This is a genomic window from Burkholderia cepacia, from assembly GCF_001718835.1.
GTDB lineage: Bacteria > Pseudomonadota > Gammaproteobacteria > Burkholderiales > Burkholderiaceae > Burkholderia > Burkholderia cepacia_F.
The window spans coordinates 1,147,221-1,164,373 of sequence record NZ_CP013444.1 but is presented as its reverse complement, the minus strand read 5'-3'; the positions used below and the strand labels follow the sequence as shown (position 1 = coordinate 1,164,373).

Genomic DNA, 17,153 nt, shown 5'->3' with positions numbered 1-17,153 from the left:
TCAACTGGCGTCCTCCATTGCTAACATAATGCCGGCAGCTCAACCCTAAACCGGAATCAGACTATGTCCTACATTCTGTATTACACACCGGGTGCGGCAAGTATGGTGGTGCACTGGATGCTACTTGAACTGGGCGTACCCTTTGAAACAAGGCTCGTTGACCTTGACGCGGGTGCACAGCGCAACCCTGAGTATTTACGCTTGAATTCCTCCGGTCGCGGGCCAACTCTCGTAATCGATGGCATACCACGAGGAGAATCGACCGCATTGCTGATGCTCCTTGCTGAACGACATCCTGAGTCCGGGCTTGCACCACAACCGAACTCACCTGAGCGTTCCGAGTGGTTCGAGATGATGATCTATCTCGCGAACACGTTGTTACCGGCGATGCGAAGCTGGTCCTATGCGGAGGTTGACGGTGAACCTGGAAAAGCCGCAGCAGTGAAGGAGTTTGCGCGTGGGCAAATCGAAGGGGCCATGGAGCATCTGAATTGTTTGCTCGGGGATGGCCGCCTGTATCTGATCGGCAATCAATTGAGTACCGTTGACTTTCTGGCGCTCATGCTTATGCGCTGGACGCGCAATATGCCACGCCCAGCGACATCGTGGCCGAACCTCATGCGCTACATACAGCGACTTCGTGGAAGGCCGACGTTCGTCGAGCTAAATGCGCGGGAAGGATTGACAGAATGGTTGAACGAGACGCCGTGAGAGGGTGAAAGCCAGGCGGACCCGAGTATTTTGCGCCGTCGCCTTCACTTGATGGGCGCCGCAGAATGATCGCTTACGCTCGATCAGCCAGTTTCGAGAAATGTCGGTGCAGAGCGATGGCCGCTCCAGCGTTGGAAAATGCCCGCATCCTTCCAGCGACTCGAATCGAGCATGGGGCATCAGCTTGGCGATACGAAGGCCGACATCGACCGGAACGAAATGGTCCGCCTTGCCCCATATGAGCAACGTTGGAATCGTGCTGGTTGCCAGCGTCGGCCACCGATCCGAACGGGTCAACGTCGCATCGGATTGTCGCGCGAACATGTCCGAACCGGCATCGTGAGCCATTTGAACGAACGCTGCTCTCGACCCGACATCTTCCGAAGGATTGGCATTCTCGGCGAATTCAGCAATCACCTGCTCATGCTCGCCCGCCCGCCCGAATCCTGCGACTCGTGGCGCGAACCCTGTCCGGATACGGATGTACCCCCGGCTGACAATTCATCAACCAGAGCCCACGTACACGTTCGGGCGCGCGCGCCTGCACTTCCATCGCGAGACAGCCACTGTAGGCGGTGCCTGCAATGATGAATGGGCCGTCAATGGAAGCGAGCAAGCGCTCGGCACTTTCCGCGAACGTAGGACAGGCAAGCACTCGAACAGACGGCGCGACCAGATCGCTCAACCTTTCGAGTTGATCGGCATACATCCGTCCGTCGCACGGCATTGTAGGCAAAAATATGAGCGGTAGAGGCATGACTACTGGCGAGGACGAGTTGGACAACGCCGAACACAGGTTCACGACCTCGCGCAACCAGGCAAGGCCCCGACGATTGTCGCGGATCCGGATCGGCGACTGACCGCTTCCGGCCGAACTGAGTCAGATGAACTGACGCTGTCTGTTTGGTCTAGTCCAGCTCGATACATATATCCCCGAGCAACGTCTCATTCAGGCGCCACAATCAATCGCATTGTCGGTTCGCGGCCGCGGTCGTGCCTACCGGCAAATCGGTCCATCGTGCGGCCGCCGGATCGGCCGGCACCAACCAGCGCTTTTCGCTGACCGAGAGCCCTGCCTCGATTGCCGACGCAACACTACGCAGCGCCAGCGTGATCTCCGGAACCGCCAAACCACGTTGCGCGGCGCAGCGGTGCAAATCCATTGCGGTCATTCGTTCTGAGGCACGCCATCGCCCGTTTCGTACATCAGCACGAGATCACTTTCCGCCTATTGCGCCCCAGCGGCGACCCCGATTTCGAACCATGTCGATGCGGCCTTCGAGTCGCCGGCGACGCCGCGACCGTGAAGATAGGTATGGACCTGGCAACTTCCGGCTCGCAAGGTCTCCAACCACCGGCGTCCCGTCTTGCCCGCGAACAAGATGGGTGCTCGCTCAAATAGAAGCCATCCGATACGCCGGCAGCTTGATGGCCGGCATCAACCACCTGCGTCGGATAGCGCTGGCCCATTTGTTCGTCGCACGGCACGCCGGTAATTCCCAACAGATACTGATAGCCGATCCAGCGTGCCGCATCGACGTTGCCTCGATCTGGGCAGACCTGAACCATTCCATTCCTTGCGTACGGTCGATGCTCGTACCCTCTCCGCCATGCCACGCCGGCAGCCATGAGTATGGCCGATCCGTCACCGCGATCCGCGCCGTGCTTCGCCAACCGAAAGGCCTTGCGCAATCCAGCTTCGGCGAATGGGGCGAAGTGTTCAGCGACAGCGTGATCGCTACAGCGCTACTCGATCGGCCGCTGCATCACGCGGTCGTAGTGCAGATCGAAGGCTCATCGTTCCGCCTGCGAGCACACGCCGATCTGCTGCCGGACATTTACGTAACCGTCCGCCCACCTTGAATCCCGTGCCGGCCGAACCAGTTCTCCGGAACCTGGGCCGGCCTCGAAGGAACCAACCCGATCACACCGCCGGTTGATTACCGTTCGGACAGGTGGGGGATTTTACTTCGATACTGGAGAAATTACGTCCGACGTTGACACTCGAGGCACGTCGTCCTTTCCAAAGACGAGATGAAGCAACTGGCTATCGGTGCCCTGCGCCGTGTCCAGAAGTTGCTAGCACTGGTGAAGTCCCTCTTCCGCCAAACCGAACATCAGTACGTCCCCGCGTAATATTTCTTTCAGAAATATTAGTAAGTTAATTGCTATTCAATTGGAATTTCCAGCGTGCTAGCCTGACTCCATCATACAAGGACTAGGTAGGTTTCGGTATTCAGTTCGTCCCCGCGACGAGACAGACAACACCGGGCATATCTCGCTCCACGGAGGTTAATTGAATACCTTCCTATCGAATTGGTTTGCAACAAGCATGGAATCAAGCGCCTCACCGCAATGGACAAGGTGTGAATTTTATTCTCATTGAATAATATTGTTCATATTTAAAATGCGCCGGACAGTTGGCTTTCCTCGGCGAGCAGTCACTGCAGCAGCATTCGTTGGAAGAAGTAACCTGCCGGCCAACAGACACCTCTGTCGGACGGAACAATGAAATTCTTCATTTTTCAAATCAACAAGCCGGAATCCGCCGGCTTACGCCATGGAGAAAAAAGGAAATGGCCTTGAGCGATCACGACGCACGTAACCTTGCTGCGGACCTTGTCAAACAAGCATTGGCGACCAACATCCTGGAGCCCGCCCCTATCTCCAATTGGATTCGCGGCCCCGATGAATGTGGGAAACGATTTGGTCTTTTCTTGGCTGCCGCCGTTGACGCGCTAGCGAAGGAACTCCAAAAGGAATAAACAAAAATCCCGCGGGCTTTCGCTCAATAGGCCATTAATCCGTCTGATTTATTGGGGCCAGTTCAGTTTGAGAATTGGCCTCAGAAATCGGCGCAAACAGTGCCTCATGCGTAACTCTTCGCTTGAATCTTCTCTTGCGTATTCGGCGGCACGCAATAACCCGCGTCACAATCTTTATAATCGTATACGACAGCTAGGCGTGCTCCTATGCAGTTGTTCTTTTCGTAACATGCCACACCTGACCAAGGGATGGGCGTTGGTGTTCCTGCAGCCCAACGAGGTACGGGCGGCTTAGCGGATGACTACTCCGCGTCGCTCCCCGTCGCCGGTCGTCCATCATGCGAGAGCAATGCCGCAAACCACCGGCTACTCTCGAATTGCGCCATCGTAATCATGATCAGCATCATGAGCGGCGTGGCAAGCAGCGCACCCCACACACCCCATAACAACGTCCAGATTCCAAGCGCGAGCAGCCCGGCGATCGGATCGATGTTCTGGCTTTTCGCCTGGAGCTTCGGCAGCACGAGATTGTGAAGCACGGTAAAAATCACCTGCACCGCTACGAACACGGCAATCGCTTGCCATTCCGTCGACGACTGAACGAGTGCCGAAAGCGCTGGCAACACGCTCGCAACGATCGGCCCGACCACGGGAATAAACGCAAGAATAAACGATGTGGCCCCCCAGAACATCGCGGCTTTCAGCCCAATCGCAAGGCACGCAACGGCTACCGCGATCCCGATCGCCCCGTTGGTCGCCAGTTGCACGACCATATAGTTCTGAATACTGCTTGTAATGTGCGCAATGATCGCCCGCTGTCTCGCCGCTCTCGCGGCGTGACGCACGACGAGATCAAGCTTTGGATTGTTCTCCGCATTGGGCGCAGTCAGCATGAAAGCGGACATGAGCAATGTCAGCAATACGATCTGGAACGGCTCGTGGATGCCCGAGGCCAGCCACTGCAAGAGGGCCGGTCCGTCGACGTGACGGATGGCGGCACTGAATAAATCGGCGTCTTTCGAACCCGTCACGAACGCGAAGTGCCGCGAAATGGCGTCGAGCTTCGAGACGATTGCCGGAACTTGCGAGACAACCGATCCGATGCCCTGCGTGACCACGTAGCAGATCGCCATGATCGCCGTGCCCATCACGCCGCCTGTCGTCAGTCTGATCGTCCATCGGGGGGCTTTGGGCAGCACATTCGCTACCAACTGCACGACAGCATCCACCCCGATCCGAAGGAGCGCCGCAAGAAAAAATGGGACGAGCACGGGCCGCAGATAATGCGCGAGCGCCATGCCGGCCGCAATGCCCGTAATCGTCGCTGCGACCGAAGAAGGCGCAGTCGAATTAGCCATACCGAATTCCAATATCAAGTCGTCGCACGACCCGGCTCAATGCGCGTGAGTCGTATCCGCCGCGCGCTGCGGCCGCGGTGCGAACCACACGGCAATCGCGGCCAGCACGAATGTGACGCCCGCAATGGCGAAGAGCTGTGACGTCGCAATCGTCACGGCCTGGCCCTGTACGACGTTGTTGATCTGACTTCGGGCCACCCCGAGCGGTGTTCCCGAATCCACCAGAGCATTCAAGTAGCGATACGAACGGTCGACGATATCGGCCAATTGCGCAAGACTGACTTTGGTGCGATCTTCCCACATTTTATTGACGAGCGCAGTCGCAATCGCACCCGAAAATGTCCGGCAGAAGCTCGTCAGCCCGACAGCCGATGCCGTCTCGGGCTCGTCCACGCTCGCAAGTGCCAGCCCCGTCAACGAAACGAAGAAGAACGGTAAGCCCAGCCCGAGCAGCAGCAACGGAATGGCGATCTGCCAAAGCGTCATGTCGGTATCCGCATACGAACGCGCGAGCGTCACCACGCCCATCCAAAACATCCCCGCAAACACGAGCGAGCGGCCGCCGAACCGTGATGCCATATTCGGCGCCATCGGTGCGGCAAGCACGGCCAGCACGCCCGTCAGCGCGCTCGCGCAGCCGGACCAGGTCGCCATGTATCCCGCCCCGACTGATCGAGGCAAGCTCGGATCGGAGCGACACGTCGTCGTAGATGCACGCGGCATCCCGCTGGCTGTCACGATTGCGGTAGCCAACCGGCACGATGCGATTGCATTCGAGCCCACGCTTGATTCCATCCCTGCGGTACCAGGCCTGAACGGACAGCCTCGCAAACGTCCGAGCAAACTGCACGCCGACAAAGGGTATGACTTCGCTCGTTGCCGGCGCTATCTGAGACAGCGCGGCATCAAGGCCCGTATCGCCGCCGTGGTATCGAAAACAGCGAGCGGCTCGGGCGGCATCGTTGGGTCGCCGAGCGCACGCATGCCTGGTTCGCCGGATTCGGCAAGCTTCGGATTCGCTTCGAACGGCGCCTCGATATTCATGCCGCTTTGCTTGTTCTGGCTGCCGCCGTCATCTGCCCGAGATTTGTGGATGACCTATATTAGCGGCTCGAAGCAAGGGGATTCATCCGCTCGAGGTTGCACGGGTGTCCGGCTATCGAGCCGTTCAGATGCTCTTCCGGTACGACCGCTTGTCTGCTGCCGACCAAGCCGAAGAAATAGACTGTTGACGCGCATTAGCACAAGCACCTCTGCGATATTTGCGTCAATCTAATTGGGCACACCCTCGGTTACACTCGACCTACTGAATCCACCAATACCAAGGCGTACCGAACGTACGTCACGATCAAAATGAAGCACCGCACGAAATCGACGTCCCATCGCAGCAAAAAGCCGCTGAGCAAAGACCTGTTGCTGCCTCTGCCAGCGGATGTGGCCCGAAAAAAGTCATTGGAACATCATCTTGCACTTGCTTCGTTGCAGAGCGGCAACGGCAGCACGGACGCGATCGGGAAGCTGTTTCACGCGCTCTACGTTGCGTATTACGTGCACGTAGCAACGATCGGGTATCTCGATCTTGATCAGTTCCGGACGGCCGAAGTTGCCCTGCACGACGGTGCAGCGATCTGGAAGGAAACCGGAAATTTCGACATTCCGGAAGGCAGTCGAGTTGCGATTGAGTGCGTACTACTTTTGTACGATCAGCAACTGGCGGACCAGCCCGCCCACCGATTTTCGTCTGCTGCTGACAAGTTGGCTCGCTTTCTTACGACACCGGACATCTCGCCGATCGTAACCGGGTAGTCGCACGTTGTTGAATGCCGTACCTGCCCCCCATCAACACATCCAAGCCCACGCGGCGCTTGAATTTGCACTCGCAATTCTAGCGTCCTACACTCGTTCCATCGACTTCACTTTGGCTCGACGCCGTGCGATACAGCCACCATCTGACGCTCGACGAACTTCAGCAACCGTTCTCTGCTGAGATATCACACGCTAAGTGCGTCCAGACCGCTAACACGTATTACACGCTAGCAGCAGGCGAAGGCGACATGCTGACTGTCTCGTATCTACTCGGTGTTGTTTACACCACTTATTTTATTGATGAGATGACGGACGGCAATTTCCCGCTCGAATTGTTCCGTGTTGCGGAAACAGCGCTGCGCGAGTGTAAGGCCAGAGGGCAACGCTCAGGGAAATTTGACATGCCTGTCGCCTTGCAGATTGCGATACAGTCTGTGTTGGGCCTGTACATTCAGCATCTTACGCACGCGCCCATTTTTGTTCACATTTATGCCGCAGAACGCGCTGCCGAATTCCCTTCGTCCGACTCCGCTTCGCCGATCCCACGGGAACCCACGCAACATTCGACACGCTAATTTTACTGTGACCGCGCATGATAATGGCGCTCCAGCATCCGCGCTCTTTTCCCACCACTACCGAGAACCTATCAAATGGCGACATACACCGAACTGAAAGCACAACTCGCAGCGCTGCAACAAGAAACGGAAGCGGCACGAATTACGGAGCTACAGACCGTCATCCAACAGGTCCGCGATATTGTTCAACAATACGGGATCACCGCCGAAGATATTTTCGGCCGTCAACGCGTACCGCGCGGGAAGGCTGCAAAAGCTCCCGTGCCACCGAAATACCGCGATCCGAAAACCGGCGCGACGTGGAGCGGTCGCGGTCGTGAACCGTCTTGGATTAGGGGCAAGAAACGCAAACCGTTTTTGATCGAGTCCGAGTAGGTTCGCGTGAAGTTATGCCCCTCGTCCTGAATCGCTTTCATCACGTCGGGATTGGACGTATCGGTTTCGACCAGCGCAACAGGAAAATCACGACGCTGGAGGTGGTCGGCCAGCGCAAGCGAGACAAAGATTTTGCCCACACCGCCCTTGCTGCCACCCACCAGATCGATAGGGTATGTCGTTGCCACGCTCGTTCTCTACAGGCTCTCGGTGTCCGGCGCGATCTCGGACGAGAACGCATCCTGAATTGATCTGCTCTAGAAATCCGGGACACAAATGAGTGTTAGTGTTTCGGAGGCAAATATCGCCACAAAAAATGTATGGTCCGCCCCGGCTTTGCAAGGCGAGCGTTGTCGATTCGACGCTGTCAGTTTGCGTAAATGTATCCAACCTCTCGCGAGTCGAACGCTTTTGGCGTTCAGGCCATGATGATGACCCTGAACCAGAATTAGTCCCTGTCGGAAGTGGAGATTTCCGGTTTGGTTGAGTTGTCAGGCGAGGCGGATTCCCTTGCCTACTAAAAAAAGCAGACCCATAAAAGCGGTCCGCGAAAAGGTCCTGGCGATACGAGGATGATGTTTGCCAGAACCAAGGCACTGAACTACAACGTCCTTTCCGCCGGCACAATTAAAATGTGGCCGGGTTGCGATGCAGTGAGCGGACACGTCCTTGAAGTCCCGAGCCGCTCGCGGCACGTCAGTATCGCGACTGCCATGTCGACATCACCCAAAAACAACGTGTTGAGTTTGCGTGACAGCTTTGGCGCTTGTCCGAGCAACTCACCTGCGCTCATTACCTATCCGATCGCGCCGGAGCGTGATCGACACCGCTTTCCTTTTGACGGGCCCCAATCGCCATAATGCCGTCCACTCAGCGTACGGAATTCATTTCACGAAATACAAGCAGCCAGACTGGTCTGCTGGTTTCGGAAATCTGCCTCAGCAACATGACCTTTGGCGGCAACGAGCATGCTGGCATGTGGAAAGTCATCGGCGCACTGGAGAAGCGCGAAGTCGATGCAGTCGTCGGCACCGCTCTCAAAGTCGGCGCCAACTTCATCGATACGGCGGATGCGTGTTCGTTCGGTGCGTTCGAGCAGCGGCTTGGTCAGGCGCTGAGGATTCTCCGCATCGCTATGTCCGGCCCTCCGTTGCCAGCCACGGCGGCACACCAGGGGGGTGTCAGGATTTCCGTGTTCAAGGCAGGTTGAGTAATTGCACGGAAGGCCGAACGAATCGATCTGAGTAAAGGATAGCGAACTGGTTCATGGCCGTCTTCCAGTCATGCGCGGCACTTCCCCAATTCGCGGTGATGTTGCGCAAGGCCAGCCAGATGAGTTTGGTCGCGGCCTCGTCGCTCGGGAAGTGACCACGGGTCTTGATGATCTTGCGCAACTGCGAGTTGATATTTTCAATCGCGTTCGTCGTGTAGATGATCTTGCGCACACCCGGCGGAAACGCAAAGAACGGGATCACCCGATCCCAGGCGTTGCGCCACGCGCTGCTGACGGTCGGGAATTTCTGGCCCCACGGCCCATCAGCAAACGCATCGAGTGCGGCCTGGGCCGCTTCCGCGCTGGGCGCGGCATAGATCGGTTTGATCGCGGCAGCCAACCCCCGGCGGTCTTTCCAACTGGCGTAATCGAGGCTGTTACGGATCAGATGGACGATACAGGTTTGCAGTGTGGTGGCCGGAAACACCGCTGCCAAGGCTTCGGGCATGCCCTTCAGACCGTCGGTGACGGCGATCAGGATGTCGTGAACACCGCGCGTCTTCAGATCGTTGAATACCTTCATCCAGAATTTGGCCCCCTCGGTATTCTCGATCCACAGGCCCAAGATCTCCCGCGTGCCGTCGGGCAGCACGCCTAGCGCCAGGTACACCGCCTTGTTGCGCACGACGGCGTCTTCGCGAATCTTCACCCGCAGTGCGTCGAAAAACACGACGGGATACATCGGCTCGAGCGGCCGGGCCTGCCAGGCGGTTACTTCGGCTATGACCTCGTCGGTGACCGAGCTGATGAAGTCGGGCGAGACCTCGGTGCCGTACTGTTCCAGCAAGAAGCCCTGAATCTCGCGTACGGTCATGCCTCGGGCATACATGGCGACGATCTTGTCGTCGAAGCCGGTGAAGCGCCGTTCGTGCTTGGGAATCAGGATGGGTTCGAAGCTGCCATCGCGGTCACGCGGCACCTCGATACGGATCGGACCGTCTTCGGTCAGAACCGTCTTGGCCCCTTTGCCGTTGCGCTGATTCGTGGCGTTGGCCGGCTTGGCAGCACCGGGAGGGTAGCCGAGATGATGATTCATCTCGCCGCCCAGTGCCCGTTCGATCAGCGCCTTCTTGAGCGCCAGCGTTGCGGCGTTGATGGCTTCGGCCGTCATCGGACCGTTGCCGAACTGCTCGAGCAGCTCGGCCGGAATCGCCGGCAGTGCCACCGGCAGGGCTTTCGGTTTGCGAGGCATACACTCTCCTTGGGAGCATGTTATGCCTTAAACACAAAATTCCTGACAGGCCCGCACACCAGTTGCCCAGCGGCGCAGCACCGTCTAGCCGACGCCGACCGAATGACTCACCTCCATATGGCTATAGCCCTGGTCGAGCACGAGACACGCGTCGGCTGTTTGAACCCCGGGGGAAAATGTCCGACGCTGCTTGGTCATCAGACACCTCTTCATGGCGAGCATCCTTTCCAAAATCAGTGTCCGGATTCATTAGACCAATACACATCCCCCTCCTCCCGAAGGTTCAAAAACGAAAAACGTCGGCCACCATCCGAACTAGCCCATCGTGAACGGATCACGAAGAGCCCCGCTAAGCTCAACCCAGACCGTCTTTGTTTCTAGAAACTCAGACATACCATCTCGACCATTCTCCCGCCCGATGCCACTGTGTTTGAAGCCTCCGAAGGGCGCAAACGGCGCCGTCACGCGATAGGCATTGATCCAGACATTGCCCGCGCGCAGCTGCGCTGCAACACGATGTGCTCGTTGCACGTTGAGTGTCCACACTCCGGCTGCCAACCCGTAGCGAGTATCGTTTGCCAGCTGCACAGCTTGCTCTTCGGTATCAAAAGTCAGCACTGATAAGACGGGACCAAACACTTCATCTCGCGCAATGGTCATGGAGTTTGTTACGCCAGTCAGCACCGTCGGTAAGACAAAGAACCCGCCCTCTGGAGCCGGTTTTCCACCGTAGGCAACCGTCGCTCCCTCGGCTTCAGCGGCCTTAACCATCGAGAGAACTTTGTGGAATTGCGGCTCAGTGGCGGTCGGCCCCATCTCCGAACTCAGATCCATGGGATCGCCAAGCTTGATGCTTCTGATGCGGTCGACCACTCGCTCAACTATCTGGTCGTGCACGGAACGATGTACGATTAGTCGCGAGCCTGCCATGCAGGTCTGTCCGGTTGCGGCGAACACCCCCGATATAACGCCGTTAGCGGCTGCCACCACATCGCAATCGTCGAAAACGACTTGCGGCGATTTGCCCCCTAGTTCGAGCGAGACGCGTGTGAAGTTCTCCGCGCCTGCATGGGCGATCGCCTTGCCTACTCCGTCCGAACCAGTAAAAGTAATTTTGTCCAAGCGCGGGTCGGACACTAGCCACTTCCCAACATCGGGTCCACCAGTCACGACATTGAAAACACCGGGGGGGAACCCAGCCTCTTCCATCAACTCTGCGAACTTCAACGTCGAGACGGGGGTGTGCTCCGACGGCTTCACAATAAAAGTACAACCCGCAGCAAGCGCCGGTGCTAGCTTGAACATCATGAGCAGACACGGGGAGTTCCAAGGCGTAATCGCCGCGACCACACCGATCGGCTCTTTTCTGGTAAAGGCAAGATAGTTCGGGCGGTCGCTCGGCAAAACCTCACCGCATGATTGCGTCGCGAGGCCCGCAAAGTAGTACAGCCATTCGGGAAGGTACTTCCACTGGCCAAGCATCTCTCGTAGCAGCTTCCCATTGTCGGACGATTCGACTCTCGCCATTCTTTCAGCATTGCTAGCAATCAAATCGCCAAGCTTACGCATCATCGCGGCGCGTTGCTGCGGCGTGGTACGCCGCCATGGCCCGTTATCGAAAGCGGCTCTTGCTGCAGAAACCGCGGAAGCAACGTCCTCTTGCGATGCGTCCGGCACAACAGCCCAGACCTTCTGCTGATATGGATTCAAGCTCATCAACGTTCGACCGTCTGACGAGTCCACCCATCGCCCGTCAACATACATTTTGAGTTGCTCTGGTGTTTTCAGTTGGCTCTCAAGATTCGCGCTCGTCATAGAAAAGTAGCCTCAGTTCGGTAAAGTAGAAGTTGGCGTTGAAGTGAGTGCACCACGTTAGAACACAAGAAGAGCGTACCCGGGACGAATCGGTTGCACGAACGATAATTTTTCATCACACCATGAGCGCTTGCTTGTACGTTCGCACATGAATATCGGCCACCAACGGACTGAACTGCCGCGCGTCTAAAGCAAATGACCTTCTGAGCTTCGCCACGTTCACCAAAGCGGTCCGTCGTTCATTCCGCTTGTGGGAGAGGCGGCTGATATCGCCTGCCGGCCGTCCGCTATTGCTTCGGTGAATCCACTCCGAGCAGCCGCAAGACTTCTTGCCCTTCTGCCTGTTCGCTGACCTCGTCCGTGGCCGTGATGAAAACGTCATTCCGCCATGACAATCTTTCGTAACAGTCGAATTTTTGCTGTCCTAGCATCGCTTGACTCAGCACGCATCGATCCAAACCTTCCGTTAAAGCACAGCAACGATCGAATCGAGTCGGTCAGGATCAGCGAATTTGAGAAGAAGCCCTGAGTATGGGCGTACCCTGCTTGGATCTAGCCTCAATGAGCGTTCGTTCAAATCCTGCAAGGTCACACTTCCACGTACTTCAGGTAAGCGACAAAACAGAGACTTAGGAGACGATATGAATGATATTCAAAAATCTGGTAGCGCTCTGGCTACACCGCAATCTCGCGATATATACCACTCCGATCTTGAAGCCTCGCGGCGCGTCAAGCGCATCATTTCCGCTGGCGCGTTCGGCACGATCGTCGAGTACTTCGACTTTAGTGTGTATGCGTTCCTCGCGACCACGATCTCCGATGTCTTCTTCTCATACAACAACTCAAGCGCAGCATTGCTCTACACCTTGGGGGTCTTTGGCGCCGCCTTTGTGTTGCGCCCCGTGGGCGGCATTCTGATCGGCCACGTGGGTGACCGGTACGGCCGTAAGCCGGCCCTGACGTTCTCCGTCGCAGGCATGGCCTTCGCAAGTACGTTGATCGGCCTTTTGCCCTCCTATGCGGCCATCGGCATCGGCGCTCCAGTGCTACTGCTGTTGCTTCGGTGCGTTCAGGGCCTGTCTGCCGGCGGTGAGCTGGGTAGCGCAGCATCCTATGTCGTGGAGGCGTCGCCTGGCAGGAAACGCGGCGCATTCACCAGCATGATGAACATGGGGGCCTTGATTGGCACGATGTGCGGCGCATTGATCGTTGCCGTTCTTCGTGGCGTGATGCCTACCGGCGCGTTTCAGGATTGGGGGTGGCGAATCCCGTTCCTCGTATCCTTGCCGCTCGGCGTGATCACGTTGATCTTGCGCTGGCGCATGGAAGAGTCCCAGGAGTTCGGGCGCATCGAGGCAACGGGTACCGCAGTGCGCGTCCCCGCTCTGGAGGCACTCAAGTCCAACCCGAGAGGGGTCCTTGGCGTCTGTGGATCATCGCTGGTGACGCTCATATCGTTCTACATTACCTTTGCCTATTTGCCCACGTACTTTCAGCGGCAACGCATCATGCCGGGCACCGCGGCAGCCTGGTCAACAACCGCCACGCTGTTTCTGGCCGCGCTTGCGATCCCGCTGTGGGGAAGGCTCTCAGATAAGGTCGGCCGCAAGCCGCTGCTCATCGCCGGTTGCATCACACACCTCTTGGCGGCCTATCCGGCATTCGTTGTCATGTCGCATTCCACGAGCGCGGCCATCGCTGCTCAAATCTTGCTCGGACAGCTCGAGGCCCTATACATGGGCGTCTTCATTTCGGCCTACTGCGAACAGTTCTCCACGCGCGTTCGCGTGAGCGGATTCAACCTCGGCTACAACACCGCCGCCGTGCTAGCAGGCACGGGCCCGTACCTGGCAACGTGGTTGATTGCCTCAACAGGACAGCCTCTTGCTCCCGTATGGATCCTGCTCGTCGCCGCCGCAATCTCGCTTGTTGCGACACTCACGCTGCGAGAAACCGCCAACCGACCGCTGACGAGGACTTGATCGCGGACAACCCGCAACTCCACGAATAGCGTTGAGTATGGCTTTGATCCTCCTCATGAACAACGCTGCGCGCGCAAAACCCGCAGCGTCAATCGATCAACGCGTGCTTGCGAGATCGATGGGCATTGGCCTATATGACGATACGTCATCTCTCGATCAAGAAAGATCGTTTGAGATGCGAATATTAATTCTCTTTAATATTCCCACGACTAACTCTGTGGAGCAGATATGACTGAGATATTCGTCGCGCCATCCGACGAAATTCACGAGGGCCAGCGTCAATTGGTGACGCACAACGACCGTCAGATCTGTGTGATGCGGGTTCAGGGGCAACTGCGCGCCTACCTCAATGTCTGCCCGCACCAAGGCGGACCGGTTTGCGATGGTTTGCTGATTCATAAGGTCGAAGAAGTCATCGACGAGCGTCGCTGCTATCGCGGCATGCGCTTCAACCCAGACACACTGCATGTGGTATGTCCGTGGCACGGTTGGGAGTTCAATGCCATCACCGGAGCCAATGCAGGCGATGAAAGCGTGACATTGAAGCAATTTGAGGTCACTGAACGGGACGGAAATGTCTATGTCGTTCTCTAATCCAGCCGTCACGGCGACGTCTTCAATGGCCGTTGAGAAGGGGCTTCCGGCCACATGCACCGCATCTCGACTGGATGAAACGGCGACTGCGCTGGCAGAACAACTGCGCCAAGCGACTAGTGCCGACCCATCGCAAGGCATCACGCTACTGGCCCTGCAGAAGCTGTTCGCAGCGCTGTGCGAGTTCTATGCACATGATGTCGCACAGCGCGGGGCAATTACCCCACTCAATACGCTGGACGGTGCCAGTCCCACAGCGATTCTCATGACAACGACAGCCCTGCTACGCGGCGCAAACCTAGAGCTTTTTGAGCTTGGCATGTGGCAGACGTGGTCGGGCATGAAGTAACAGGAGCCAAACGATGCTGATCGAATCCAGCGAAGCAACCTATCACCAAACGATCGATAACTATCACACCGGCAGACATCTCAAAAACGCTCGGAAGCAAGCCGAACAGCGTGGACTCGATGATGTACTCATCATTGACGTCGACTGCCATCACTACGAAACCGACAATCTTCTGCCGATTATCGAGCGCATCGAAGACCCCGCGTTGCGGCAGAGCGCGCTAAACATGTACAAATACAGGGGCGCGTCAGCTGTTCTTATTGACCAGCCGGGATATCAAGATGGCGGTGGCCGGATCGCCCGCTATCTGGGACGGAAGGTCGAGAACATTCCCAATGCTCCGGGCGTTCAGCGTGATCTCCAGCAAGCCTATCGCTGGATGGATGCACTCAGCGTCGACTACGCCTGCCTGTTCCCAACACCGATGCTGTTCCTTGGCCTTCATCCTCAGGTTGAAATTGAGGTCAATATGGCGAAGGCCTACAACAGCTGGATGGTTGAAGAAGTCTTGCCCGGCAACAGTCGCCTGCGATCGATGCTCTATCTGCCGTTCAATGACCCGGAGGCGACGTATGAAATGGTCAAGAAGTATGCCGGCACAAAAGGGGTGATTGGATTCATGGTGGTGTCGACCCGCTATCGGCCAATTTACCACAACGACTACATGAAGACCTACGCGCTTCTCGAGGAAGCCGGGCTGCCCATCTCATTCCATGCGTCCTACAGCTGGAGTGACCCGCTGACCTCGATGACCAACCGCTTCATTACGGCACACGCGGTGGGTTTCACGTTCTTCAATGCTGTGCATTGCGCGAACTGGGTGATCAACGGACTGCCTGAGCGCTTTCCGAAGTTGAAGGTGATCTGGATCGAGTCGGGGTTGGCATGGATTCCGTGGCTCATGCAGCGTCTCGACCACGATTTCCGGATGCGTACCTCGGAGTGTCCGTCATTGCGCAGACTGCCAAGCGAGTACATGCGCGAGATGTTCTACACCAGCCAACCTATGGAGATGGTGAACAACCGCGAAGCGCTGGAACTCACGTTCAAGATGATCAACGCAGAGTCCCAACTCCTCTACTCGTCTGACTATCCACATTGGGACATGGACTTGCCGAGCGTGATCTGGGATCTGCCATTCCTGTCGGATGATGCACGTCGACAAATCTTGGGAGGCAATGCCAAGAAACTGTTCAACATTGATACGTCCGATCGCTTTCCCGCCTCTACCGAAAATGTCGCTGTGGCAACGCGTTGAGACAGCAGCTCAAAAAGAAAACCCCGCGATTCGTTCGCGGGGTTTTCCTTTCAACTACGGGTAACGCGAGTCGTGTCGAAATCTTCGCAATCTAAACGTTCACGCTTGCCATTCCTGCCGCCGGCAGGCGTTCACCACGTACGGACATGAGCTGCAGTACGTCATCGATTCGTCTGACTTCTTCGTCGCTCAGTGACATGGTTGCCGAGGCGGCGTTCTCTTCCAGTCGTTCAACATGTCGCGTCCCCGGAATCGGAACCACGCCTCGATGCAGAAGCCAGGCCAAGGCCAGCTGGCCAGGGGCACAACCACGCTGCTTTGCCAACTGCACTACGGCGTTCACGAATAACAGGTTTTCTTTCAAATTGTCAGATTGAAATCGTGGAACCTGCCGCCTCCAGTCACTCGGATCCAGTTCGTCCTCACTCTGGAGGGTCCCCGTCAGGAAACCACGACCGAGCGGGCTGTATGCCACAAAGCCGATGCCCAATTCCTGGCATACCGGCAGCGCATCATTCTCGACCTCACGCGTCCATAGCGAATACTCGCTCTGCAGTGCGGAAATCGCGTGCACTTTGGCGGCGCGACGCACGGTTTCCCCGGAGGCTTCAGATAAGCCCAGATAGCGGACCTTCCCTTCCTTCACCAAGTCCGCCATCGCGCCCACCGTTTCCTCGATCGGGACATTGCGATCAACGCGATGTTGATAGTACAGGTCGATATGATCCACACCCAAACGCCTCAGGCTTGCGTCGCAAGCTTGTCGCACATACTCGGGTCGACCATTGATGCCGAGATAGGCGCCTTCGGGCGATCGGACAAAACCAAACTTCGTGGCGATTGTCACTTCATTGCGGCGCTGGCGCAGCAATTGGGCCAGCAAGCGCTCGTTGGCACCCATTACTCCATACATGTCGGCAGTATCGAGAAAATTCAAGCCGATATCCACTGCATGATTCAACACCTGCAAGGAAACCCGATCGTCCGCCGGCCCATAGAAATCCGACATTCCCATGCATCCTAAACCCATAGCCGAAACCTCTAGCCCGTGAACGCCGAGTTTCCGGCGGGGGATCGCTACATTCATGGTTCCTCCAATT

Annotated in this window: 18 protein-coding genes and 2 pseudogenes; 12 read left to right on the top strand and 8 right to left on the bottom strand. The window is 57.0% G+C overall.

Annotation, left to right across the window (positions count from 1 at the left end):
• Positions 1 to 63 precede the first annotated feature (63 nt).
• A complete protein-coding gene (locus WT26_RS25495) occupies positions 64 to 711 on the top strand; it encodes a glutathione S-transferase family protein (protein ID WP_060292768.1) in 648 nt (215 codons plus the stop codon).
• On the opposite strand, the gene WT26_RS38565 is transcribed toward WT26_RS25495, so the two are convergent.
• Both WT26_RS38565 and WT26_RS37605 read right to left on the bottom strand, forming a co-directional pair.
• Positions 664 to 1,128 (bottom strand): alpha/beta fold hydrolase, encoded by a 465-nt coding sequence (locus tag WT26_RS38565; protein ID WP_230461731.1) that lies wholly within the window; start codon positions 1,126 to 1,128, stop codon positions 664 to 666. The genes WT26_RS25495 and WT26_RS38565 overlap by 48 nt on opposite strands.
• A 545-nt stretch (positions 1,129 to 1,673) precedes the next feature.
• Positions 1,674 to 1,874, bottom strand: a complete 201-nt coding sequence (locus WT26_RS37605) for a hypothetical protein (protein WP_155123209.1) — start codon at positions 1,872 to 1,874, stop codon at positions 1,674 to 1,676.
• Positions 1,875 to 2,139: 265 nt separating this feature from the next.
• Here WT26_RS37605 and WT26_RS38890 point away from each other — a divergent pair, with 265 nt between their 5' ends.
• Together WT26_RS38890 and WT26_RS37595 are read left to right on the top strand one after the other, a co-directional pair.
• Positions 2,140 to 2,574, top strand: coding sequence for an ATP-binding protein (locus tag WT26_RS38890; protein WP_269466179.1), 435 nt, complete (start codon positions 2,140 to 2,142; stop codon positions 2,572 to 2,574).
• Between the two features lie 557 nt (positions 2,575 to 3,131).
• Positions 3,132 to 3,476 carry a hypothetical protein gene (locus tag WT26_RS37595; protein ID WP_231130519.1) on the top strand — a complete coding sequence of 115 codons (345 nt, stop codon included), beginning with the start codon at positions 3,132 to 3,134 and terminating at the stop codon, positions 3,474 to 3,476.
• 302 nt (positions 3,477 to 3,778) lie between these two features.
• On the opposite strand, the gene WT26_RS25490 is transcribed toward WT26_RS37595, so the two are convergent.
• Positions 3,779 to 4,834, bottom strand: a complete 1,056-nt coding sequence (locus tag WT26_RS25490) for an AI-2E family transporter (protein ID WP_155123207.1) — start codon at positions 4,832 to 4,834, stop codon at positions 3,779 to 3,781.
• 36 nt (positions 4,835 to 4,870) lie between these two features.
• Positions 4,871 to 5,488 carry a hypothetical protein gene (locus WT26_RS36350; protein ID WP_060292770.1) on the bottom strand — a complete coding sequence of 206 codons (618 nt, stop codon included), beginning with the start codon at positions 5,486 to 5,488 and terminating at the stop codon, positions 4,871 to 4,873.
• A gap of 4 nt (positions 5,489 to 5,492) precedes the next feature.
• Here WT26_RS36350 and WT26_RS36345 point away from each other — a divergent pair.
• The 4 genes and pseudogenes from WT26_RS36345 to WT26_RS36340 form a co-directional block, all read left to right on the top strand.
• Positions 5,493 to 5,941, top strand: a pseudogene (locus tag WT26_RS36345) (IS5 family transposase); the annotation flags it as partial.
• Between the two features lie 246 nt (positions 5,942 to 6,187).
• Positions 6,188 to 6,640 carry a hypothetical protein gene (locus WT26_RS25475; RefSeq protein WP_063806927.1) on the top strand — a complete coding sequence of 151 codons (453 nt, stop codon included), beginning with the start codon at positions 6,188 to 6,190 and terminating at the stop codon, positions 6,638 to 6,640.
• 248 nt (positions 6,641 to 6,888) lie between these two features.
• A complete protein-coding gene (locus WT26_RS25470; protein ID WP_155123206.1) occupies positions 6,889 to 7,215 on the top strand; it encodes a hypothetical protein in 327 nt (108 codons plus the stop codon).
• Positions 7,216 to 7,290: 75 nt separating this feature from the next.
• Positions 7,291 to 7,590, top strand: a complete 300-nt coding sequence (locus WT26_RS36340) for an H-NS family nucleoid-associated regulatory protein (protein ID WP_080430756.1) — start codon at positions 7,291 to 7,293, stop codon at positions 7,588 to 7,590.
• A 20-nt stretch (positions 7,591 to 7,610) separates the two neighbouring features.
• Here the strand turns inward: WT26_RS36340 and WT26_RS38555 are convergent.
• Positions 7,611 to 7,778: pseudogene (locus WT26_RS38555) on the bottom strand (P-loop NTPase); the annotation flags it as partial.
• A 671-nt stretch (positions 7,779 to 8,449) separates the two neighbouring features.
• Here WT26_RS38555 and WT26_RS25465 point away from each other — a divergent pair.
• On the top strand, positions 8,450 to 8,800 hold the full coding sequence (locus tag WT26_RS25465) for a hypothetical protein (RefSeq protein ID WP_069274214.1): 351 nt from the start codon (positions 8,450 to 8,452) through the stop codon (positions 8,798 to 8,800).
• Here WT26_RS25465 and WT26_RS25460 read toward each other — a convergent pair.
• Together WT26_RS25460 and WT26_RS25455 are read right to left on the bottom strand one after the other, a co-directional pair.
• Positions 8,787 to 10,055, bottom strand: a complete 1,269-nt coding sequence (locus tag WT26_RS25460; RefSeq protein ID WP_069271092.1) for an IS256 family transposase — start codon at positions 10,053 to 10,055, stop codon at positions 8,787 to 8,789. The two genes, WT26_RS25465 and WT26_RS25460, sit on opposite strands and share 14 nt — an antisense overlap.
• A gap of 315 nt (positions 10,056 to 10,370) precedes the next feature.
• Entirely contained in the window at positions 10,371 to 11,870 is a 1,500-nt protein-coding gene (locus WT26_RS25455; RefSeq protein ID WP_060292773.1) for an aldehyde dehydrogenase, read from the bottom strand.
• A gap of 641 nt (positions 11,871 to 12,511) precedes the next feature.
• Between WT26_RS25455 and WT26_RS25450 the strand changes: the two genes are divergently transcribed.
• The 4 genes from WT26_RS25450 (at position 12,512) to WT26_RS25435 (ending at position 16,053) form a co-directional block, all read left to right on the top strand.
• Entirely contained in the window at positions 12,512 to 13,852 is a 1,341-nt protein-coding gene (locus WT26_RS25450; protein ID WP_060292774.1) for an MFS transporter, read from the top strand.
• A 228-nt stretch (positions 13,853 to 14,080) separates the two neighbouring features.
• The gene (locus WT26_RS36330) at positions 14,081 to 14,446 is read left to right on the top strand and encodes a Rieske (2Fe-2S) protein (RefSeq protein WP_080430757.1); all 366 of its coding nucleotides are present in this window, start codon (positions 14,081 to 14,083) and stop codon (positions 14,444 to 14,446) included.
• Positions 14,433 to 14,795, top strand: coding sequence for a hypothetical protein (locus tag WT26_RS25440; RefSeq protein ID WP_155123204.1), 363 nt, complete (start codon positions 14,433 to 14,435; stop codon positions 14,793 to 14,795). The genes WT26_RS36330 and WT26_RS25440 overlap by 14 nt, the downstream gene beginning before the upstream one ends.
• 13 nt (positions 14,796 to 14,808) lie before the next feature.
• Entirely contained in the window at positions 14,809 to 16,053 is a 1,245-nt protein-coding gene (locus WT26_RS25435) for an amidohydrolase family protein (RefSeq protein ID WP_069271090.1), read from the top strand.
• Between the two features lie 91 nt (positions 16,054 to 16,144).
• On the opposite strand, the gene WT26_RS25430 is transcribed toward WT26_RS25435, so the two are convergent.
• Positions 16,145 to 17,140, bottom strand: coding sequence for an aldo/keto reductase (locus tag WT26_RS25430; protein ID WP_232442199.1), 996 nt, complete (start codon positions 17,138 to 17,140; stop codon positions 16,145 to 16,147).
• Positions 17,141 to 17,153 lie beyond the last annotated feature (13 nt).